Raw genomic sequence first — 21,581 nt, 5'->3', positions numbered from 1 at the left:
GGCGAGCTGCCGACTGCGACGCAGTACGACGAATACGTCACCACGGTGAAGCGTCATACCATGGTGCATGAGCAGCTCATGCGCCTGTACCAGGGCTTCCGCCGCGATGCGCATCCGATGGCGATTCTGGTCGGGGTGGTCGGGGCGTTGTCGGCCTATTACCAGGATTCGCTCGACATCACCAATCCGGAACACCGTTTGCTGGCGGCCACGCGCCTGGTGGCCAAGATGCCGACCATCGTGGCGATGGCCTACAAGTACACGGTGGGCCAGCCGTTCATGTATCCGCGCAATGAACTGAATTACGCGGAGAACTTCCTGCACATGATGTTCGCTACGCCTTGCGGGCCGTATACGCCCAATCCGGTGCTGGCGCGGGCGCTGGATCGCATCCTGATCCTGCATGCCGATCATGAACAAAACGCGTCGACTTCGACGGTGCGCCTGTCGGGTTCTTCGGGAGCCAACCCGTATGCCTGCATCGCTTCGGGTATTGCCTGTCTGTGGGGGCCGGCGCATGGCGGAGCGAACGAAGCTTGCCTGAACATGCTGTTCGACATCCAACGCCAAGGCGGGATCGAGAAGATCGGGGAATTTATCAAGCAGGTGAAGGACAAGGATTCCAACACCAAGCTGATGGGCTTCGGGCACCGGGTCTACAAGAACTTTGATCCGCGCGCCACCTTGATGCGCGAGACCTGCCATGAGGTGCTCAACGAGCTGGGGTTGCAGAACGATCCCTTGTTCAAGCTGGCACTGGAGCTGGAACGCATTGCGCTGGAAGACGACTACTTCGTGAGCCGCAAGCTGTATCCGAACGTGGATTTCTATTCCGGCATCGTGCAGAAGGCCATCGGCATTCCGGTGCAACTCTTCACCGGTATCTTCGCCATGGCGCGCACTATCGGCTGGATCGCGCAGTGGAACGAGATGATCCACGATCCGGAACAGAAGATCGGCCGGCCACGGCAGCTTTATGTGGGGGCAGCAAGACGTGGCGTTGTTTCAAAGGGAATTCGCTGATGTAAAAGGTGTAGGTTCCACGGTGATTTAGCGTAGTGAGTGTCGGCAACTGGAATGCTTGTCGGTTCAGTTTCTCGACGCCAAGTGGCAATAACAATCGATACAACTATTTAGTTAGAGGTAAAAAATGGCTGGTAACAACCCCGTAAAAATCACCGAAACAATATTGCGCGATGGACACCAGTCGATCTGCGCAACCCGCATGCGCATCAGCGACATGCTTCCCGTCTTGGAACAATTGGATGAAGTGGGATATTTTTCGCTGGAAGCTTGGGGAGGCGCCACTTTTGACAGTTGCTTGCGTTTCCTGAATGAAGATCCATGGGAACGCCTGCGCACGATCAAGAAGGCCCTGAAGAAAACCCCGATCCAGATGTTGCTGCGTGGTCAGAACCTTCTGGGATACAGCCATTACGCGGACGATGTCGTGACCGAGTTCGTCAATCGCTCCGTCGACAACGGAGTGGCCGTGATCCGTGTTTTCGATGCCCTGAACGATGCACGCAACCTAGAAGTTGTCATGAAGGCCGGCAAGCGTGCTGGTGCTCACATGCAAGGCGCTATCGGCTACACCATCAGCCCGGTCCATACCACCGAGAACTTCCTGAAGTACGCCAGGGAACTCGTCGAACTCGGTGCCGATTCAATCTGCATCAAGGATATGGCCGGTCTACTGTTGCCGTACGTAGCAGAAGATTTGGTCAAGGCGCTCAAGACCAATCTCGCTGTGCCGGTCCAAATTCACAGCCACTACACCAGCGGCATGGCCTCGATGGCCTACCTCAAGGCAATCGAGGCCGGAGTTGATGTCATTGATTGCTCGCTGTCGCCGTTTGCCATGGCCAGCTCGCAACCGGCCACCGAGGCCATGGTCGCCGCGCTGGAAGGCCAGCTGCGAGACACCGGCATCAAGAAAGAAAACCTCTATCCGATTGCCGACTACTTCCGTGGCGTGAAGAAGGAATTGGCCGAATCGTTCAAGCTCAACACCAACATCGAGATTGATACCAAGGTACTGACCTTCCAGATTCCGGGAGGCATGCTTTCCAACATGCTGAACCAGATGAAGGAACAAGGCATGGGTGATCGTTTCCCTGAGGTGATCGAGGAAATGCCGCGTGTTCGTGCCGAGCTTGGCTTCCCTCCGCTCGTTACTCCGACCAGCCAGATCGTCGGAACCATGGCGGTGTTCAACGTCATGCTTGGCCGTTACGAAATGGTGCCAACGGAAGTCAAGGACTTGGCTCGCGGCAAATACGGCCGCACCCCGGCTCCGGTTGATCCTGCGATTTTGGCCAAAATTCTCGACCCGGAAGACAAAATCATCGCCGGCCGCCCAGCCGATGACATTCCGCCGCAGATGGATAATGTGCGTGCACGTCTGATCGATGCTGGCTATACCAACCCAAACATAGAAGACGTGCTGTCCTATGCGCTGTTCCCGGAAGTTGCGCTTAAATTTTTTGAGATGAGGTGAGCATTGGTTTCCTTACGGCGGATTTCGATCGCCTGTTTTGGCTCTTCGCGAGCAATATTTTGCTCGTAGGTGGCCTTTGTAGAGTCTTATTGGGGGCTTGCCATGCAGGAAAAGACTCGCGAAGTGGTCAACACAACTCAGGAACGGTCGGTAATGAATTTCGGATAGTGGAGCTATCTCCGGTTGCTGCACCACCGAATAGCTTTAGAACACCACTGCTGTAACCCAAATTTAAAGAAGGCAGCAAAAACCTTGTTACTTGCCCCTTTCTTGGATGCGCCGGAGTGAATCGTCATGAAATTAACAAGTTATTTTCTTCCAGAAAGCCAACACAAGAGCTTTGGCCTGGTTGATGGCGATGGGGTCATCGATCTTGGTTTGCGTATTGGCTGGCGTTTTCCAGATATCAAGGCTGCGCTGGAAGCGCAGGCCTTACCTGCTCTGGCAGCTTTTGCCAATCAGCCGGCAGACTATCACCTGAGTGATTTGACGTTTCTACCGGTCATTGAACAGCCGCACAAGATTTTTTGCGTGGGCATGAACTACGCCGCTAAGCGTCAGGAGTTCGAGGAAAAGATCGATGCGCCCACCCTGTTTATTCGCTTTGCTGACTCCCTAACCGGGCAAGGCTGCCCCGTCGTGAGGCCGACGCTGAGTGATCAATTCGATTATGAAGGCGAGCTGGCAGTAGTGATCGGCAAACCGGCTCGTGCCGTGGGCAAGGAGAGTGCGCTTTCGTATGTGGCCGGGTACAGCTGCTTCATGGATGGTACTGCACGCGATATGCAATTTGCCTGGTTTACGGCAGGCAAGAATTGGTCACACACTGGCGCTTTTGGACCTTGGTTGATTACTGCAGATGAAATTCCTGAGCCCAACCGACTAGCCATACATACTTATCTGAACGGTCAAATGGTTCAGGATGACAACACCGCAAACATGGTGCGCTCCGTTCCGGAATTGATTGCCTACATCAGTGCCTTCAGCTCGCTTTCGCCGGGAGATGTAATCATCACGGGATCGCCGGGCGGAGTAGGAATGAAGCGCACCCCCCCTTTGTTTCTCAAGGCGGGAGATCTAATCGAAGTTGAGATCGAAAGCGTGGGGCGCTTGATTAGCCCTGTGGCCTCTGAAGAAAAATTCGGACGCTGACTGGCTGAAATCCAAAGAGTCCCCGTGCCGTAGAATTTACGAACGGCGGACATCAACGAAACGCATGCTAAACGGAATTTACGCTCCGGAACTTCGAGCCGAAGCCGTCCAGCAGCTTTTCACTCTTAAGATCGGCCTATTCAATTGGGTAAAGTCGGCCAAATAGGGTAGTTGTCCGGGTTTTGCCCGCGTTCTTTTGTTCTGGTTTTGGATAGGCTACAGTAGGAAGGGTATCATTGGTTAATTGCAACAGGCAGCTTTTGCCTATTGGCACCCCTCCAATCAGGTCGCTGCCAAGGCCTAACTTAAACCAAGCAGCCTCCACGGAATCCGGGGCAGAACAAGAAAGCTCCAATGAACCTTAAACAACTTGAGTATTTCGTAAGTGTTGCAGAGCTTGGAAGCTTTAGTAAAGCATCCATTGTGCTCGATATTGCACAGCCAGCCTTGTCACGTCATGTCCGACTTTTGGAAACAGAATTGCGAACAGCACTACTGATTCGCAACGGTCGAGGTGTAATGCTCACAGACGCGGGTAAACGTTTGTTCGACCATAGCATCGGTATACTGCAGCTGATGTCGTGTGCCAGAGATGATATCGAAGCAAATCGCAACATGCCGAGTGGAAGGATTGTTGTGGGGTTGCCACCAAGTTACGGGCGGTTATTCACTCTGCCTCTAGTGCAGGAGTTTAAGGATTCTTTGTTAAAAGCGCGTCTTTCCATTGTGGAGGGATTATCCGCACACTTGGCGGAGTGGATTGCAACAGGAAGAGCTGACCTAGCGATTCTTGTGAATCCAGATCCTAATCCTGCATTGGATATTCAGCCAATCCTTGAAGAGCCAGTCTGTCTAGTTGGCGTTGCGGGAAGCTTGGAAGATAAAACGGGCGGTATAGAATTTAAGGATCTGACAACTCTGCCATTGATTCTTCCTGAGCGTACTCATGCAATGCGTAAATTGCTTGAAACACAATCTGCGCTGGCAGGTATCAAGCTACAGGTTGCTTGGGAAATATCAAGTATCACGTCCATTTTGAATTTGGTTCAAGCAAAGCATGGATACGCTGTATTACCGCGCTCCTCCTTGGCCGTAAATGGGGAGCCGGAACATTTTTCGCTAAGTCCAATATTGAATCCAATGCTAACTAGTACTTTATGCCTCGCAACGTCATCGAGCAAGAATCCCACCCCCTTGATTCTGCATGTTCATCGTTTGCTTAGGGCGTTGGCAACGTCCCGGCGTAAAACGTAATATTGCAGATCCCGGCGAAAGTCGGGATCTTTCCGGAAAGATGGTGTGCCTGGAATTGAGCTGCGGGAAGGACATGAGCTTCGCGTGCAAAAGTACGCAGAGAGAAGTGCCGGCAGCCCCGTTTCTATGCCAGACTGACCCCTAAATGAGTTAGATAATCAGGGAGTCCCCGTGGGGACGCCAGTTACAAGAAAACGGACACCAAACGGTGTCCGCTTTTTTTTGCCCCTGATTTCACCTTTCCCCTGAAAAAATCACAGCCACGCTTGGTCGGTAAAAGTAGAATGGACTCGTTCGAATTCGCGCATCCCGCAAGTCATGGCTGGCTTGAAGGGGTGTCAATAAGTTGAATGGGGCATCGCCATGACACAACATCGCCTGGAACGAGACACCTTTGGGGATATCGCTGTACCCGCTGATCATTTGTGGGGCGCGCAAACGCAACGCTCGTTGAATTTTTTCAGGATATCCACGGAAAAGATGCCGCGCGAGCTGATTTTGGCTCTGGCGCAGGTGAAGCGTTGCTGTGCGCTGGTCAACCATGAATTGGGCGTTTTGGATTCGAACAAGGCCAAGGCAATCTGCGTTGCGGCGGAGGAAATCATTTCCGGAGATCACCAGACCGAGTTCCCGCTGGCCGTTTGGCAAACCGGCTCCGGAACCCAATCCAACATGAACATGAACGAAGTCCTTGCCAACCGGGCTTCGCAATATCTGGGCGGGCCGGTGGGGAATGGCCGGCTGGTTCATCCGAATGACGACGTGAACAAAGGCCAATCGTCGAACGATGTTTTCCCGACCGCCATGAGCGTGGCTGCAGTGGTTGCCATCCACGAGCAACTGCTGCCATCGCTGAAACGGTTGTTGGTTACTCTGGCAGGAAAAGCCACCGAATTTTCCGATGTCGTCAAAATCGGCCGAACCCATTTGCAGGATGCCACGCCCCTGACTCTGGGCCAGGAAATTTCGGGCTGGGTCGCGCAACTGGCGCATGGGCAGTCGCACATCGAGGCCGCTTTGCCGCATCTGTGCGAGCTAGCCTTGGGCGGTACGGCGGTGGGAACCGGCCTGAATGCCCATCCGGAATTCGCCGAAAGGGTCGCAAAGGAAATTGCGCGCAGCACCGGATTCGGTTTTGTCACCGCGCCCAACAAGTTCGAGGCGCTTGCGGCGCATGATGCGCTGGTCCATGCGCATGGCGCTTTGAAAACGCTGGCGGCCTCCCTCATGAAGATTGCCAATGACGTTCGCTGGCTGGCTTCCGGTCCGCGTTCCGGTTTGGGGGAAATCAGTATTCCGGAAAACGAGCCGGGCAGCTCGATCATGCCGGGCAAGGTCAACCCGACGCAGTGCGAAGCGCTGACCATGTTGTGTGCGCAAGTGATGGGCAATGACGTTGCGATCAATATCGGCGGCGCATCGGGCAACTTCGAGCTGAATGTTTTCAAGCCGATGATCATTCATAATTTCCTGCAAAGTGTCCGCTTGCTTGCCGACGGTATGGCGAGCTTCGAAGAGCATTGCGCCAAGGGCATCGCGGTCAATCACGACCGTATTCAGGAGCTGCTGGATCGCTCCCTGATGCTGGTAACTGCCCTCAATCCCCATATCGGCTATGACAACTCCGCCAAGATCGCCAAGAAGGCGCACAGGGAAGGGCTCACCCTGAAAGAGGCGGCCTTGGCGCTAGGTGTTATCAGTGCAGAAGATTTCGACCGCTGGGTTCGGCCCGAAGAGATGATTGGTCCGAAGTAATTGGGCATGGCAACCGCACGACAGGAGCATGGCGTGGGCGTTGTGCGATCCAATTGCAAACGCCCGTTTGTGCCTTTCGTGCGGATTTTGGCTATGCAGTCGTCGCCCTGCGGCGGGATAATCTCTGCGTTCCGATCGTATCTGACAGCCCACCACCCTGGCGGCGCGCAGACTGCCTCACACAAAGCGACCGATGCCTGATTTGCCTCCCAACTCGCCCCAGCCGGAAACCCGCAAACAAGCCTCCAAATTCATTACCTGGCTGATCGGCTTCTTTGCCTTCCTGAATGTCTATTCGATGCAGTCGGTCCTGCCGCTGGTCATGCGGGATTTCAACGCATCGCCGGTGCAGGCCGGGTTCATGGTTGGGGCTACGGTCCTGGCTGTGGCCATTGCATCCCCGTTCATGGGCATCCTTTCCGATGCGGTGGGGCGCAAGAAGGTTCTGTGTTTTTCCCTGTTCGCGCTGACGGTTCCAACCTGTTTGATTCCGGCGACAAGCGGGTTCGCTGCGATCATCGGTCTGCGTTTTCTTCAGGGCTTGGCCATCCCGGGCATGGTTGTTGCCATCTTGGCCTATATCTCGGAAGAGTTTGAACGGGAAAGCATCGCCAGAATGACCACGGCCTATGTCGGCGGAACCGTCATCGGCGGATTTTGCGGTCGTTTCATGACCGGCCATATCAGCGAGTTCTTCGGCTGGCGCCCCGCGTTCATCGTGCTCGCGGCCCTGACCCTGGCGGGGGCGTTGCTGGTGCTTTGGCTGCTGCCGCCCTCGCGCCATTTCGTGGCCAATCGCAATGTGCGCAGTGCCTTGCATATCCTGCGGAGCCACCTGCGCCGCCCGCGCTTGCTGGCGGCCTGTGCGGTCGGGTTCTGTGTTCTTTTTTCCCTGGTGGGCACCTTTACCTACATCAACCTGCATCTGGCGGGCGCGCCGTTCAATTTTTCTGCCTCGGCGCTGGCCAACGTCTTCATGGTTTATCTGGTCGGCGGCGTGATGACGCCGTTTTCCGGGCGCGTCATTCTGCGCTTCGGCTTCCGCAACACGATGATCATCGCGCTGGCGGTTTCCGCGCTGGGCTTGTTCTGCACGCTTGCGCCGCAGGTTGCCGTCATCATTGCAGGGCTGACGGTTTGCGCCTCGGGGGTGTTCATTTGCCAGTCGACGAGCCTGAGCCTGATTGCCAGCAACGTGGTGGAAGGGCGTTCGCTGGCGACCGGGCTGTACTACATGAGCTACTACGCCGGCGGTGCGGCTGGTTCGTGGATTGTGGGAATCGCTTATGAGTCCGGCGGCTGGGGCCGTTCCGTGCTTTCCATTTTTCTGGTTCAGATGCTGGCCGCAACCATCGCGTGGATCGGGTACCGCAATCCGCCTTCCGCTTCGTTAGCCAGGCCATAGCAAGAAGGTAGCGAACATGTCCATTCTCATGAAATGGGGGACTTTTTAACCCCACTTCTGTTATCCGCTCGTTTCATGGTCACGGAGCGCTCGGGTTTGGGTTCCAAAACTTGGCTCAATCTCAGCAACTCAACAAAAAAGGTGACAAACATGAAACATGAAATTCTGCTCGGTTCATTGTTTGCGCTGTGCGTAATGCCAGCGCTCGCACAAAATGCCAGAGATCAACTGAGTAATGTAGCAGGCCAAAATCAACGGGCTGTCCACCAGACTACAAAAGAAGGCGCGAGGGCTGGAGCCAGCTCAGGGTATGACACCAAGGCGCCTGCAAACATATCCGCCAATCTGGGTACGGGCAAGACGCCAGGCTTGCTGCGAAATTCCAATGGGACGAACCCTTATTCTCCGTATGAGGGACGCAGCATCCGTACAACTCCCCCGCCGCCTCTCCGGTAAGCAAATGAGTCGGTGAACACGGACCAGGACCGAAACGGGGGAGGCCCGCCGCGCGGCTCCGAAAAGCCATGTGAGCGATTTTTCAGAAAATTTAACCCTGATTTCCCGGTCTGGTTCGTTTCATGTGCATGAAGTACTTTTTCCCCATTTTGTGACGAGGAAATCATGAACAAATTCATTGCCCTGTTACTGGCTACGGTGCTGGTGGCCTGTGCCAACCATCAGCAGGAAAAGCCCTCCCCGAATCCTGTAAGTTCCCAGCCTTCACAAGCTCAATCTGCCGGTCAGTCTGCTTCCAGGCAGGAGACGAAATCCCTTCCTTTTGAAGGGGAGCAGGTGCGGATGCCTTCGCGGATGCCCCCTGCTGGCATGGCGAAAATCGCGCCTCAGCAATGGATGCCTGTCCCTGCGCAGGGGCAGGATCGCGAGCGTTATCAATCCACTCCATCAAACCCGGTACAGTTGGTGGCGCAGAATCCGGTTTCCACCTTCAGTATTGATGTGGATACCGGAAGCTACAGCAATGTGCGCCGTTTGCTGAACGAAGGCCGTCTGCCGCCGGTAGATGCGGTTCGCGTTGAGGAGTTGATCAATTACTTCCCCTATGACTATGCGTTGCCGACAGGACGAGATCCCTTTGCCGTGCATACGGAGTTGGCTCCGGCTCCGTGGAACAAGGGCAACGTGCTGCTGCGAGTCGGCATCAAGGGGCAAGATGTCGCCAAGGCCAACTTGCCGCCAGCCAACCTGATCTTCCTCGTTGACGTGTCTGGATCGATGTCGTCCAAGGACAAGCTGCCCCTGCTGAAATCATCGCTCAAGCTCCTGATCAATGAATTGCGGGCGCAAGACAAGGTTACGCTGGTGACCTATGCCGGTCAGACGGAGGTGATGCTGCCGCCGACTCAAGGCGACAACAAGGCTGCGTTGTTGAACGCGATTGACCGCCTGCAGGCCGGCGGGAGTACGGCAGGCGCTTCCGGTATTCAACTGGCCTACCAGATGGCGCAGCAGAGCTTTATCAAGGGGGGCATCAACCGTATCCTGCTGGCGACCGATGGTGATTTTAATGTAGGTGTCACCGATTTCGGTCAGCTCAAGCAGATGGTCGAGGAGAAGCGCAAATCCGGTGTATCGCTGTCGACGCTGGGTTTTGGTACCGGCAACTATAACGAACGCCTGATGGAACAGCTGGCCGATGCAGGCGACGGGGCGTATTCCTACATCGACAACCTGATGGAAGGCCACAAGGTTCTGGTAAACGAGATGACTTCGTCACTGGCCACGATTGCCAAGGATGTGAAGATTCAGGTTGAGTTCAATCCGGCCACAGTCAAGGAGTACCGTCTGATCGGCTATGAAAACCGCCTGCTCAAGCGCGAAGACTTCAATAACGACAAGGTAGATGCCGGTGATATCGGCGCAGGCCATACCGTGACGGCGTTGTACGAGCTGACGCTTGCCGATGGCAAGGGCTTGGTGGATGCGCTGCGTTATCAGGCCCGCAAGGAAGGGCAGGGTAGCAGCAAGGAACTGGCCTTTGTCAAACTGCGCTACAAGCAGCCGGGGCAGGGTGCCAGCCAGCTGATGAGCTTCCCTGTCGAGCGCAGTGCTATCCGTACATTGCACCAGACCAGTACTGAATTCCGCTTTGCCGCTGCAGTGGCCGGTTTTGGCCAGATTCTTCGCGGTGGCCAGTACACCGGTTCGTGGGGCTATGATGACGCACGCCGGCTGGCTGCGGACAGTGTCGGCCGCGACCGGTTTGGCTATCGTGGCGAATTCCTGCGCTTGATCGATCTGGCCAAGGCCCAGAGTACGCCGGTTGCCAGGTGATGTGTCGCCAGTGAGCATGCCGTGTGTATACTCCGCGGCATGACTAAACCGAACCTTGCCGAATTGCCGGATGAAGACCTGATGCTGCTGGTCGCAGGCGGATTGATCGAACCGCCTGCGGCCGAGCTGTTTCGCCGGCACAACAAACCCCTGTTCAACTATCTGGCCTGGCTGTGCGGTGGCAATACGCACGAAGCTGAGGATGTTACCCAGAAAACCTGGCTACGCATTCTGACCCGTTGCGCCGACTACCGTCCGCAAGCCGCGTTTCGCACTTATCTGATCCAGATCGCCCGCAACATCTGGCTCGATGGTCGCAAGAGCGCATGGGAGGTGGGGAAGGTGAATGCCGAGGAATTGCCGGATGTGCCTTCGGAGGATCTCAGCCCGGAGGCTGAATTGGTGCTCCGGCAGAATGTGCAGGGCGTTCGGCAGGCGATTCTGAATTTGCCTGTACCTCAGCGGGAAGCCATCGTGCTGCGTTTCTTCCATGAGATGAGCCTGGAAGAGATTGCAGCAACGGTTGGAGAAGGATTTGAAACCGTCAAAAGCCGGTTGCGCTATGCCTACGGCAGATTGCGGAGCGAGCTGGAGGCGCTGTCATGAGTGCCTTTGAGCGGTTTCTTGCCGGTGAAGATGCCTTGGCGCGCCTGATTCGTGCCCAGCCGGCGTTTGAGCCTAGCGCCGATCAGGAAGCCCGGCTGCTGGCTGCGATTTCAAATCTTTCGCCTGTTGCATCGCAAGATTTTGAGTTCGAACCGCCTGCTCGCATGGAAGCCGTTTTTTTGCAAGAAATGCATGCGGCGCAGCAAGCACAGGCACCGCGCCGCGATGCTTTGTTGTCTCGCCTTCAAGCGGGCGAAGCGATCACTGAGCTTCTTGGACATCCGGTCAGTGGTGCAACACAGGCCTGGATCACTGAGCAGCAACCTTCTCCTGTTGCCGTTCCGGCTTCGGCATCGCCACGCCCCCGTTCGCGTTGGTGGGAGTTGGGCGGACTGGTGTTCGCAGGAACGATGATTGCGGTCGTGGGCATGCAATTTTTCTTTCCGCCCCAGCCCGCGCAGCAGGCGCACGTCGCGATCAACAGTCATGCGTCTGCACCTCAAGTGAGGGCCCCTCAACAATTGGCCAAGCGCGAGGAAAAGGCTGTTTTGTCTCGCATTGCGCCTCCCCCTGTCATGCCGCGGCGAGCGAAAACACAGCCCTCTTCTCTGGGTCAAGAGGTCAATCCGCCTCTGACGGCGGTAGCCCCAACGGGGGAGCGGGTGAAAGGGGAGGAAAACAAGCAGGTCGCTGTCATGGATTCTCCGGCGATGGTGGTGCAGGAACGCAGTTATTCTAGGAACGCTGAATTTTCAGCGCGGATGCCTCAAGAGTTGGAGCGTCAACCGCTCAAGGCGGCAATACCCGCACCGGCTCCCATGCTAGAGGCTGCGCGAACAACCGCTTTGGCATCCCCTCGTCGCATTGTCTTGTTGACCGAGGATCCCGCAGAAGTGGCGCATGGTTTGTCGCCGGATTGGGCAAGGCAAGCCTTGATTGTGCAAGCGGCAGATCCGCAATCACCTGCTGTACAAAGCTGGGTCGAGCGACTGCGAGCGGCCTTGCCTCCGGGAACCCGGTTGACCCTGCAGCCCAGGGTGGATATGGAGCCGGATCGTATTGTGTTGATTTGTCCTTGAATTGCGGTTTGCGGCGTGGCGTCAACCGGTAAATGTCTGCAATGTCTAAATCGGCATATTGCCAAATTTTTTTCATGAGAATTAACCCCGTTTCTCTCCTCGGCTCGTTTAGGTTCTGTTGACGTTAGTTACAAAACTGCGTTTGGGGTAGTTCGAGATGGATTTCAAGGCGCAAAGCGCGCCGCAATACGGGTATTGCAAGCGATTTGCAACGCAGAAAGCCGCTCGAAATACCCCAAACCCGAAGGGCTGGGCCGGAAAAACGCCATTCACCGCGTTATGCGCCTTGAAAATAACCGGTTATTGTCTGCGTCGCATGCCTTGTGACTGGCGTTTTTCCGACCCAGCGCAGATTTGTAACTAACGTCAACAGAACCTAGTAAAAGGTCAACCGATGAGTCCTGATACAGTGCGTTCGCTGACTTGGCTGGCTGTGATTATGCTGGTTGTCGGCGCCATGGTGCCGGCGCCTATGGCTCAATCGTTCTTGATGGGGTTGTGTGCCGTTTTCTGTCTGGCCCCGCTGTTTTGGGGGAAGGGCAGGCTTCGAATACTGGGGGCTCTCGTGTTCGTGGCGGCCTTGACGTTGATGCTGAATTCTTATTTTGAGGCGCAAAATGAATTGCAAAGATACACCCGCAAAGCCGGGCCTCCATAGGTTTTTTGCGTGCCGGATTATCCGCGTGTGCTTGTTTGCGGTTTTGGGTTTGAACTTCCTTAGCGCCGTAGAGGCCGAAGACTTGCCTGGCAGCGAGCACTTGATCGGAAGAGGCTCCAAGACGGAGAAACAGAAAATACAGCCCGATGAGGCTAATCCCATAAAATCAGCAATCGGATTTTCTTACACGCAAACCATCGATAATCCCGGCTCAAAATCCGCAGGGGTGCGTGGAAAATTGCACTACAAGGGGCAAGCTTTCCAGCCTGGCATTGGTCAAATCAAGACGCCCATTGGCTCTTACCACTACATGACGTCCGATCGTTTATGGGATCCTCAGGGGTGGTTTCCTATGCCGGACTCCCGGATCAGTACAACGTCTGATCCGATAACCCCCGCAATGCTGAAAAATGGGCGCTATCAAGGCCCCCTTCGAGCCGGGACGCCAGAAACATGGTGTTATCTTCCACTGGAAAATGCCTGGGTTGCGCCACAACAGCTGGTTATGCCTGCTGATACACCGGAATATTTGTATCGATTGTATCGAGCCAAAGACCGCACCTCTGAGTTGGACAAGGCCAAATAACATGAAAACACTGCTTGCAAGCTTGCTGTTTATATCTGGTGGACTAGCCATGGCGTCCGATCCATCCATGGAAATTGTGACCTACCGTTGCGATCGGGTGCGTACCCTCGACAGCGGAAGGCATCAGCGCGATGCCAGCGAGTACGTCGAAATGACTCTGGAACACGCACAGGGTCAGGATACTGGTCTGGTCAAGGCTCGTATTCATATTGCGGCGGCCAGCAAGGATATGACGTTCAAGGAGTGCGCCAGGACGCTCAAGGATGGCAGCAATTTCAGTGACTGGTTCGCCTCGGAATGTCGTGGGCTCGGCAGTCATGACGCGACGCCCTATACAATTGAGCCTTTCCTGGTTGGCGCTTATGCAGGCATCTCTCCGTTGGTCAGTCAGGATGGCTACGCGATGCGTGAGGTCCTCACGAAAATTGGCGCCAGCTTGGGAACGGGAACTCCGGAGCGAACCTTTGTGATCTATGCCAATCGCAAACCGCTGTACGAATTTTTTTGTTTCGAACGCAAAACGGCGGCCGGTCAGCAGTAACTTGATTTATTCCCAAGGAGTTGACGTTGAAGCGCCTGGTTGAGTTGATAAGGTTGCGCAATTATCGTTTTGTTTTTACATGGTCTGCGATTTTTATCTGCGCGTGTACCAGTAGCGCGCCGGGTCATGGGGCAAACAGGCTTTCCCCTGGTGATACATCTTCGTCGCAAACCAGACCCCATCATCCCGGAGTGAATGCGCCCCCCGACGAGGACTTCAAGTCATTGACGGTAGGAGATTATTTCTCCTGTGACATTCCGCGGGAATGGCAGCAGCCCGGACTTTACGCTGAAGAAAAGAAAGTTCATGGCATTACGCTGGACGGGCCGTGGCGAGGTGAAATTCCTGTCAGGATATCGATCCACTACTATGCGGAACATGATCCGCTCTACAAATCCGCCGATCATTATGTCCGGCTATTCTCTTCGACCTCGTCGAGAGGCGAGCCAGAAGAAAGCCGTTACGGTCTGGTGGAAACGGTAACGGTCTCGGGTCGGGAGGGCAGGGTTTTTGAGCGTATCCAAAACGAATTCAGGCCAATTGAAAACAAGGTTGAGCCCCCCGGGCGCCCCTCGGTGAACGATCCAAAAGTGTATGACAGGCGAGAAATGATGGCTAAGCCGGTTCCCGTCAGGGAGCGGTTTGTGGTGCTCGCAGCAAAGTCGGGTTTCTATGCGCTGCGCTACTCTGCGCATGCGGAAAACTTTCAGGAATTCCTCCCCGTTTTTCAAAGAGTGACTTCCTCGTTTTATGCGAAACTGTAACAAGTGATTTTTTGTGCGAAACAGCCCTTCAAAAGGGCGAGGAGTATGGTTATGAGAGTCAAAGCCCGTAAGCGCAGTTTGTTCTGTGCCTTGATCTTGATGATGGCATTCCCCATGATCGCTCTTGCACAGAATATCCCGGAGCCGCCTCCGCCAACGCCGGTGGATGGTTCAAAAAAGCCAGCCTACCAAGCGCCCAAAGCCAAAACTTGCAGAACGGTGGCAATTCGGGCGGTTTGCGGTACGGAGAAGGTTTGCCAGAATTTTCCGCAGCGAGGCGTTGTTTGCCACGAACAGGAAAAATACTGTACTAAAACAACAGAAATTTGCAATTAATCCCCTGTTCTTGCCCCAAATGACAAAAGGCCGCGAATGCGGCCTTTTGTCATCGAGCCGTTCAGGCCCGGATTGTGGCGATGACCTTCACATTTCGCCGAGATAGGCCTTGCGCACACGGTCGTCCGCGAGCAGCTCCTTGCCGCTGCCGGAGAAGCTGATGGAGCCGGTTTCCATGACGTAGCCGGTATTGGCCACTTCAAGTGCGGCCTTTGCGTTCTGCTCGACCAGCAGCACGGTGACGCCTTCCTCGTTGATCTTGCGGATGATGTCGAAAATCATGCCGACGATCAGCGGCGCCAAGCCCAGCGAGGGCTCGTCCATCATCAGTACCTTGGGCTTGGACATCAGTGCGCGGCCGACTGCCAGCATCTGCTGTTCGCCGCCCGAGAGCGTGCCGGCTTTCTGCTTGTGGCGCTCTTTCAGGCGCGGGAACAGGCTGAAAACATGCTCGCGGTCCGCTTCGATTTCCGCCTTGTTGTGGCGCGCATAGGCGCCCAGCGTCAGGTTTTCGTCGATGCTCAGGTTGGGGAATACACGGCGGCCTTCAGGCACCAGCACGATGCCGGATTCGACGATCGTTTTGGTCTTGGCACCGAGGATTTCCTGGCCGTTCCAGCTGACCGAGCCGCCGTCCGCCTTGACCAGCCCCATGATGGAGTTAAGCGTGGTGCTTTTTCCCGCGCCGTTGGCGCCGATCAGCGTGACGATCTGGCCGGCCGGGACGTCCAGGCTGATGCCGTGCAGGGCGTGGATGCCGCCATAGTGAACGGAGAGATTTTTGATCGATAACATTTATTCCACCCCCAGGTAGGCTTCGATGACCTTGGGATCTTTCTGGATTTCTTCCGGTGTGCCGTGCGCGATGGTCACGCCGTAATCCAGCACGTACATGCGCTTGCACACCCCCATCACCAACTGCATGTGGTGTTCGATGAGTACGATGGTCAGATTGAACTGATCGCGGATCTTCAGGATGAAGTCCATCAGTTCGACCGATTCCTGCGGGTTCATGCCGGCAGCGGGTTCGTCGAGGAACAAGAGTTTGGGCTCTGTAGCCAGGGCGCGGGCGATTTCCAGGCGGCGTTGCTTGCCGTAGGAAAGGCTGGTGGCTTTGGCGTGTGCGTGCTCGACGAGATCAACTTCCTCCAGCAGGGCGTAGGCGCGTTCGTGGACGTGCTTTTCCTTTTTCAGGTAGGAAGGCAGGCGCAGCGTGGCTTCGAAGATGTTCGCGCCCATGCGCATGTGCTGTGCAACGAGCACGTTTTCCAGCACGCTCATTTCCTTGAACAGGCGGATGTTCTGGAAGGTGCGCGCCACCCCGAGATGGGTGATGGCGTGCGGCTTCATGCCGGTGATGTCCTGGCCGTTGAAAATGACTTTTCCGCTGGTCGGGGTGTAAACGCCGGTGATGAGGTTGAACGAGGTCGTCTTGCCCGCGCCGTTGGGACCGATCAGGCCGATGATATCGCCGGCGCCGACGTCCATGTTGAGCGAGGTGACGGCGGAAAGACCGCCGAATTTCTTGTTGACATCAATGGTTTGCAGCAGGGAACTCATTACTCAACCCCTTTCCCGGATTTCTGGCCGCGTTTCGGCAGCAGCCCGATTCTGGCCAGCGAATTCCAGCTGAATTCGGCCGTGCCCATCAGCCCCTGTTGACGGAAGATGACCACGATCATCAGCAGTGCGGAGAAGAACACCATGCGCAGCCCGGGAATGCCGTTGGTAACCATGAAGCCGAGATTCAGCGGGCCATCGAGGAAACGCAATGCTTCCATCAGGACGGTGACGACGATGGCCGAAACGATCGAGCCGGTGATCGAACCGATGCCGCCGAGCACGACGATCAGCAGGATGTCGAAGGTCTTGAGGAAGATGAACTGCTTCGGATCGATGGTCGTCAGGTAGTGTGCCAACAGGCCACCGGCGATCCCGGCGAGCGCGCTCGAAATCGTGAACGACAGCACTTTCATGTTGAGGACGTCGATCCCCATGGCCTCGGCAGCGATTTCGTTGTCGCGGATCGACTTGAATGCGCGGCCGTAGGTCGACTTGATCAGGAGCACCAGAAAGAGCGTGATAACGATCGCAGAGCCCCAGGCCCACCACATGGTTGTGAAGCGGGGCAAGCCCTTGAGACCGAGTGAACCGTTGGTGATCGTCTGTGCGTTGGTCAGGACCACCCGGATGATTTCCGAAAAGCCCAGGGTGGCAATGGCCAGATAGTCATCACGCAGACGCAGCGTGACCACGCCCAGCACCCAGCCGATGAAGCCGGCAAGAAGCCCGCCGATCAGCAGCGAGGGCAGGAAAGGCATTTGCACGTTGAGCAATACCGGCATGATCGGCTGCAGTACGAAGTTGGCTTCTTTCTGCTCCGGAGACATGGAGAGAATGGCGCAGGTATAGGCGCCCACCGCCATGAAGCCGGCATGACCGAGACTGAACAGGCCGGTAAAGCCGTTGATCAGGTTGAGAGACAGAGCGAGGATGACGTTGATCGCGCAGAGCTTGAAGATCTGCATGGTGAAGCGGTCGAACATCGAATCGAAAGCGAAGAGTAGCCCGAGGCCGATTACAGCGGCTCCGAGCGTCAGCATTCGGTCGCGACGCTGGGTGTCGTTTTGTGTCAGAAGGGTATTCATCAGACCTTTTCTCCCTGGTTCTTGCCCAAGAGGCCGGTCGGTTTGACCAGCAAGACCACGATCAGCAGGATGAAGGCAAAGGCGTCCTTGTAGCCGGTGAGTTCCGGCAGGAACGCAACCGTCATCAATTCGACCATGCCCAGCAGCAGCCCGCCCAGTACGGCGCCGGCAATGCTGCCGATGCCGCCGACAACTGCGGCAATGAAGCACTTGAGGCCCGGCATGATGCCCATCAGCGGCTCAAGTCGCGGATACTTGAGCGCCCACATGATGCCGCCGATGGCTGCCAGTGCGCTGCCGATGGCGAAGGTGATCGAAACGATGCGATTGACGTCGATGGCCATGAGACGGGCGGCGTCGATGTCGGTGGAAACGGCGCGCATTGCCATGCCGGTCTTGGTGCGGTTCACGATCCACAGCAGGACGGCCAGCAGGACGGCGGTCACGATCGGGATGAGCAGGCTGATACCGGCGACGTAGACCCCGCCGATGACGTAGTTCTTGGCGAAGAATTCGGCAACCGGGAAAGCCTTGGGACGTGCGTCGAACAGCACGATGGCGAGGTTCTCGATCAGGAACGAGGCGCCGATGGCGCTGATCATGATCGAGATGCGTGGCGAATCGCGCAGCGGGCGATAGGCCACCCGCTCAAGGCCGACGCCGAATGCCGTGGTCAGGACGATGGCAAGCGCAAACGCCAGCCACCAGGGAATGAGAAAGGAGCTGATCCCGAAAAAGGCCAGGTAGCCGCCCACCATGAAAACGTCGCCATGAGCGAAGTTGATCAGCCGCAGAATGCCATACACCATCGTGTAGCCGATGGCGATCAATGCGTAAAGGCTGCCCAGTGACAGCGCATTGACAAACTGCTGCAGGAAAGTCTGAAAATCCATGAGATTCCTTCGTGTTGCTGCGTCAGAAAGGGTTAAAAAACCCGCAGCCCAATCAAGCGAAAATCCGAATGAGGCAACAGCAGGGCTGTGCGGCACATTCGGATTTTCATTTTCTGCGGAGCCGGGCTCCGCAGAGGTTTCATCAGGGCTTGACGGTGGTCAGGAAGACGAACTTGCCATCCTTCACGGTCTTGAACACCGCAGCCTTGTCGGCGTTGCGTTCGGCGTTGATGGTGATCTCGCCGGCGGAGCCTTCAAAACCCTTGGTCTTGGCCAGCGCATCGCGAATCTTCTGCGGCTCGGCGGAGTTGGCGCGTTTGATGGCGTCCAGGATCACCAGATAGGCATCGTAACCCAAGGCGGAGCCGGCAGCCGGTTCCTTCTTGAACTCTTCACGATAGGCCTTCAGGAAAGCCTCGGAGGTCTTGTTGATCGGCTTGTCATTGGCAAAGAAGGTCGAGAAGACGGCGCCTTCGACAGCGGAACCACCCACGGTCAGGAAGGAGCTTTCATCCCAGGTATCGCCACCGATGAATTGTGCTTTGATGCCAAGCGCACGAGCCTGCTTGATGATCAGTGCGGATTCGGTGTAGTTGCCCGGAGCGAAGATCACATCGGGTTCGAACTGCTTGAGGTTGGTCAGCTGGGCGCTGAAATCCTGGTCGCCGGTGTTGTAGTCGGCGGTGGCCACGATCGCATTCTTGTTGCCGCTCAACTTGACGAATTCGTCAACGAAGAACTTGGCCAGACCCACGGAATAGTCGTTGGAAACTTCGCGGATGATGGCAACCTTCTTGGCCTTCAGGGTGTTGAAGGCATAGGCGGCGCCCACGGTGCCCTGGAACGGATCAAGGAAGCAGACGCGGAAATAGAATTCGTTGCCCTTGGTGACGTTCGGGTTGGTGGCGGAAACAGCCACGGCCGGAATCTTGGCTTCTGCAAAGATCGGGCCGCCGGACATCGACAGGGAGCTACCCCACGAGCCGATCACTGCATTGACTTTTTCCTTCTGAGCCAGCACGGTTGCGGCGTTGGCGGCTTCAACCTTGTCGGACTTGTTGTCGACTACGACAAGCTGAATTTTCTTGCCGAGAACTTCCGGGAACAGCTTGTTGGCCAGCTTGGTACCTTCGTATTCGGCTGCACCACCTGCACCGTTGGCGCCCGTCAGCGGCTGGAATACGCCGATCTTGATCACATTCTTGTCAGTGCTGCCGGAACCGGAGCAGCCAACAAGGGAAATGCCCGCAGCCATCATGGCAGCGAGGGTCAACAGGGAAAATCTTTTTTTCACGAAAGCCTCCGAATTGTAGTGAACTGTCTCGAGTCGACCGATGCGGCTAGTCGATTACTGAATGCTGTCAAAGTGATGGTCATTATGTATTGTTGTTTTTTATCGGGATTTTCCCTTAGGCACCCGTTCCGGGCCATAAGGGTAATCCCTTGGGTGCGTCTGATTAAGCTGGTAAATATCACGCTCTGACGGGGCGCAAGCGCTTATATTGGCACAAGCGTCAACTGAATGTGTAGCCGGACGTTAACCAATGCCGGTTGTTCTGGTCAAGCAAGCTGCCTTGCGGGCTTTATGCTGTGTAAAAAACAATCGGACCAATATCATCTTCCCTTGTAAATCAGGTCTTTACAACAAAAAATGACAATCATCAAACGGACTTTTGTGGTTTTTCTCGTGGGCCTTTCGGCCCTATGGCTGTGGGCGGATAACGTGTTCACGGCGGGTTATGCCTTCTTCGCATTACGTGCAGCGCTGGTCAATTACACCGGGATCGTCGCCATCGGTGCGATGAGCGTCTGCATGATTCTGGCGCTCAGGTCGGCGCGGGTGGAGGCATTCCTTGACGGGCTGGACAAGACATACCGGCTGCACAAATGGCTGGGCATTGCCGCGCTGGCGTTCGCCGTCGCCCACTGGCTTTGGGCCAAGGCGCCCAAGTGGATGGTGGGCTGGGGCTGGTTGACCCGGCCGGCGAGACGGCCGGCAGCCGAGCAAACCGTGGCGATGTTCAGGTTTTTTCAGAGCCAGCGTGGGTTGGCGGAGCAGATCGGCGAATGGGCCTTCTATGTGGCGGCCGTGCTGCTCGTACTGGCGTTGTTGAAGCGCTTTCCCTACCGGCTTTTCTTCAAGACCCACCGCCTGCTGGCAATTACCTACCTTTTCCTGGTTTTCCATTCGCTGGTATTGATGCGGTTTGGTTACTGGAGCCAGCCTGTCGGCTGGGTTGTCGTCGCCTTGATGGCGGCCGGAACAGTCGCGGCGTTCATCGTGCTGTTTCGCGGGGTTGGCCGCCGTCGCCAGGTGGCCGGTGAGATCGCAGAACTTGTGTATTACCGGGACAATTGCGTACTCAAGGCACGGGTCGCTCTGAAGGGCAACTGGCCGGGCCACAAGACCGGGCAATTTGCCTTCGTGACCTTCGATCCGGATGAGGGCCCGCATCCTTTCACGATTTCATCGGTTTGGCGTGGTGACGGAAAGCTGGATTTCCATATCAAGGCGCTGGGCGATTACACGCGAACCCTGCCCGATACGTTGAAGGCTGGCGCCCCGGTCAGGATCGAAGGCCCCTATGGCTGTTTTGACTTTGCGGGAGCGCAGCCGGCCCAGATCTGGGTGGCGGGCGGCATCGGCATCGCCTCCTACCTCGCCCGGCTGGAGGAGCTGGCGCAAAAGCCCGGAGACAAGAACGTCGACCTTTTCTACTGCACCCGCATGCCCGACGAAGGTTTCATTGGCCATATCAGGACGCTGACCGGGCAGGCCGGTGTGCGCCTGCATTTGCTGGTGCTGGCAAAAGACGGCGTGCTCGATGCCGAGCGCCTGTGCCGGGAAGCACCGCAATGGCAGTCTGCCGATTTCTGGTTCTGCGGACCGGTACTTTTCGGGCAAAGCTTGCAGCGCGATCTGGTGGCGCGGGGGCTGCCCGGCGAGCGTTTCCGCTACGAACTGTTCGAGATGCGCTGAATACGCATGCAGGAAGGTGAGGCGCTGCCCGCATGGCGTTGTGCCGGGATGTCAGGCGTGCTGCCTTGCATCAACCTGTGCGCGGCTTTCGCTTGTGCTTCAATACCCGCCTATCTACAGTTAACCTCGTGG

Annotated in this window: 19 protein-coding genes; 14 read left to right on the top strand and 5 right to left on the bottom strand. The window is 56.1% G+C overall.

What is annotated here, in order from left to right:
- The 13 genes from gltA to BMZ36_RS14415 all read left to right on the top strand — a co-directional run.
- On the top strand, nucleotides 1-1,023 hold a 1,023-nt coding region (gene gltA / locus BMZ36_RS12570), incomplete at its 5' end, for a citrate synthase (RefSeq protein WP_091197252.1).
- A 127-nt stretch (nucleotides 1,024-1,150) separates the two neighbouring features.
- Nucleotides 1,151-2,500 (top strand): pyruvate carboxylase subunit B, encoded by a 1,350-nt coding sequence (locus tag BMZ36_RS12565; protein WP_091197247.1) that lies wholly within the window; start codon nucleotides 1,151-1,153, stop codon nucleotides 2,498-2,500.
- Nucleotides 2,501-2,794: 294 nt separating this feature from the next.
- Nucleotides 2,795-3,652: a fumarylacetoacetate hydrolase family protein gene (locus BMZ36_RS12560; RefSeq protein ID WP_091197245.1), complete on the top strand. Its 858-nt coding sequence runs from the start codon at nucleotides 2,795-2,797 to the stop codon at nucleotides 3,650-3,652.
- Between the two features lie 354 nt (nucleotides 3,653-4,006).
- The gene (locus BMZ36_RS12555) at nucleotides 4,007-4,906 is read left to right on the top strand and encodes a LysR family transcriptional regulator (RefSeq protein ID WP_091197241.1); all 900 of its coding nucleotides are present in this window, start codon (nucleotides 4,007-4,009) and stop codon (nucleotides 4,904-4,906) included.
- Nucleotides 4,907-5,269: 363 nt separating this feature from the next.
- On the top strand, nucleotides 5,270-6,661 hold the full coding sequence (fumC, locus tag BMZ36_RS12550; protein ID WP_091197237.1) for a class II fumarate hydratase: 1,392 nt from the start codon (nucleotides 5,270-5,272) through the stop codon (nucleotides 6,659-6,661).
- Between the two features lie 193 nt (nucleotides 6,662-6,854).
- Entirely contained in the window at nucleotides 6,855-8,066 is a 1,212-nt protein-coding gene (locus tag BMZ36_RS12545) for an MFS transporter (protein WP_091197235.1), read from the top strand.
- 621 nt (nucleotides 8,067-8,687) lie between these two features.
- Nucleotides 8,688-10,358 carry a vWA domain-containing protein gene (locus tag BMZ36_RS12540; protein WP_091197230.1) on the top strand — a complete coding sequence of 557 codons (1,671 nt, stop codon included), beginning with the start codon at nucleotides 8,688-8,690 and terminating at the stop codon, nucleotides 10,356-10,358.
- A 39-nt stretch (nucleotides 10,359-10,397) separates the two neighbouring features.
- Nucleotides 10,398-10,964 carry a sigma-70 family RNA polymerase sigma factor gene (locus BMZ36_RS12535; RefSeq protein ID WP_091197226.1) on the top strand — a complete coding sequence of 189 codons (567 nt, stop codon included), beginning with the start codon at nucleotides 10,398-10,400 and terminating at the stop codon, nucleotides 10,962-10,964.
- Nucleotides 10,961-12,043: a hypothetical protein gene (locus BMZ36_RS12530; protein WP_091197223.1), complete on the top strand. Its 1,083-nt coding sequence runs from the start codon at nucleotides 10,961-10,963 to the stop codon at nucleotides 12,041-12,043. Before BMZ36_RS12535 ends, BMZ36_RS12530 begins: the two co-directional genes overlap by 4 nt.
- Before the next feature lie 617 nt (nucleotides 12,044-12,660).
- Entirely contained in the window at nucleotides 12,661-13,287 is a 627-nt protein-coding gene (locus tag BMZ36_RS12520; RefSeq protein ID WP_143086061.1) for a hypothetical protein, read from the top strand.
- Between the two features lies 1 nt (nucleotide 13,288).
- The gene (locus BMZ36_RS12515) at nucleotides 13,289-13,828 is read left to right on the top strand and encodes a hypothetical protein (RefSeq protein WP_143086060.1); all 540 of its coding nucleotides are present in this window, start codon (nucleotides 13,289-13,291) and stop codon (nucleotides 13,826-13,828) included.
- A gap of 26 nt (nucleotides 13,829-13,854) precedes the next feature.
- Nucleotides 13,855-14,592 (top strand): hypothetical protein, encoded by a 738-nt coding sequence (locus tag BMZ36_RS12510; RefSeq protein ID WP_143086059.1) that lies wholly within the window; start codon nucleotides 13,855-13,857, stop codon nucleotides 14,590-14,592.
- A gap of 51 nt (nucleotides 14,593-14,643) precedes the next feature.
- On the top strand, nucleotides 14,644-14,928 hold the full coding sequence (locus tag BMZ36_RS14415; protein ID WP_143086058.1) for a hypothetical protein: 285 nt from the start codon (nucleotides 14,644-14,646) through the stop codon (nucleotides 14,926-14,928).
- Between the two features lie 87 nt (nucleotides 14,929-15,015).
- On the opposite strand, the gene BMZ36_RS12505 is transcribed toward BMZ36_RS14415, so the two are convergent.
- The 5 genes from BMZ36_RS12505 to BMZ36_RS12485 all read right to left on the bottom strand — a co-directional run bounded on the left by BMZ36_RS12505 (nucleotide 15,016) and on the right by BMZ36_RS12485 (nucleotide 19,763).
- Nucleotides 15,016-15,723 (bottom strand): ABC transporter ATP-binding protein, encoded by a 708-nt coding sequence (locus BMZ36_RS12505; RefSeq protein WP_091197206.1) that lies wholly within the window; start codon nucleotides 15,721-15,723, stop codon nucleotides 15,016-15,018.
- On the bottom strand, nucleotides 15,724-16,488 hold the full coding sequence (locus tag BMZ36_RS12500) for an ABC transporter ATP-binding protein (protein WP_091197204.1): 765 nt from the start codon (nucleotides 16,486-16,488) through the stop codon (nucleotides 15,724-15,726).
- Nucleotides 16,488-17,576 (bottom strand): branched-chain amino acid ABC transporter permease, encoded by a 1,089-nt coding sequence (locus BMZ36_RS12495; protein ID WP_091197200.1) that lies wholly within the window; start codon nucleotides 17,574-17,576, stop codon nucleotides 16,488-16,490. The genes BMZ36_RS12500 and BMZ36_RS12495 overlap by 1 nt, the downstream gene beginning before the upstream one ends.
- A complete protein-coding gene (locus tag BMZ36_RS12490) occupies nucleotides 17,576-18,469 on the bottom strand; it encodes a branched-chain amino acid ABC transporter permease (RefSeq protein WP_091197195.1) in 894 nt (297 codons plus the stop codon). Before BMZ36_RS12490 ends, BMZ36_RS12495 begins: the two co-directional genes overlap by 1 nt.
- A gap of 142 nt (nucleotides 18,470-18,611) precedes the next feature.
- The gene (locus BMZ36_RS12485; protein WP_091197190.1) at nucleotides 18,612-19,763 is read right to left on the bottom strand and encodes an ABC transporter substrate-binding protein; all 1,152 of its coding nucleotides are present in this window, start codon (nucleotides 19,761-19,763) and stop codon (nucleotides 18,612-18,614) included.
- A 357-nt stretch (nucleotides 19,764-20,120) separates the two neighbouring features.
- Here BMZ36_RS12485 and BMZ36_RS12480 point away from each other — a divergent pair, with 357 nt between their 5' ends.
- A complete protein-coding gene (locus BMZ36_RS12480) occupies nucleotides 20,121-21,449 on the top strand; it encodes a ferredoxin reductase family protein (RefSeq protein WP_091197186.1) in 1,329 nt (442 codons plus the stop codon).
- The last annotated feature ends 132 nt before the right edge of the window (nucleotides 21,450-21,581 follow it).

It is taken from the genome of Formivibrio citricus (genome assembly GCF_900115065.1).
GTDB classification, from domain to species: Bacteria; Pseudomonadota; Gammaproteobacteria; order Burkholderiales; family Chitinibacteraceae; genus Formivibrio; species Formivibrio citricus.
This window is presented reverse-complemented; position numbering and strand designations above follow the sequence as displayed.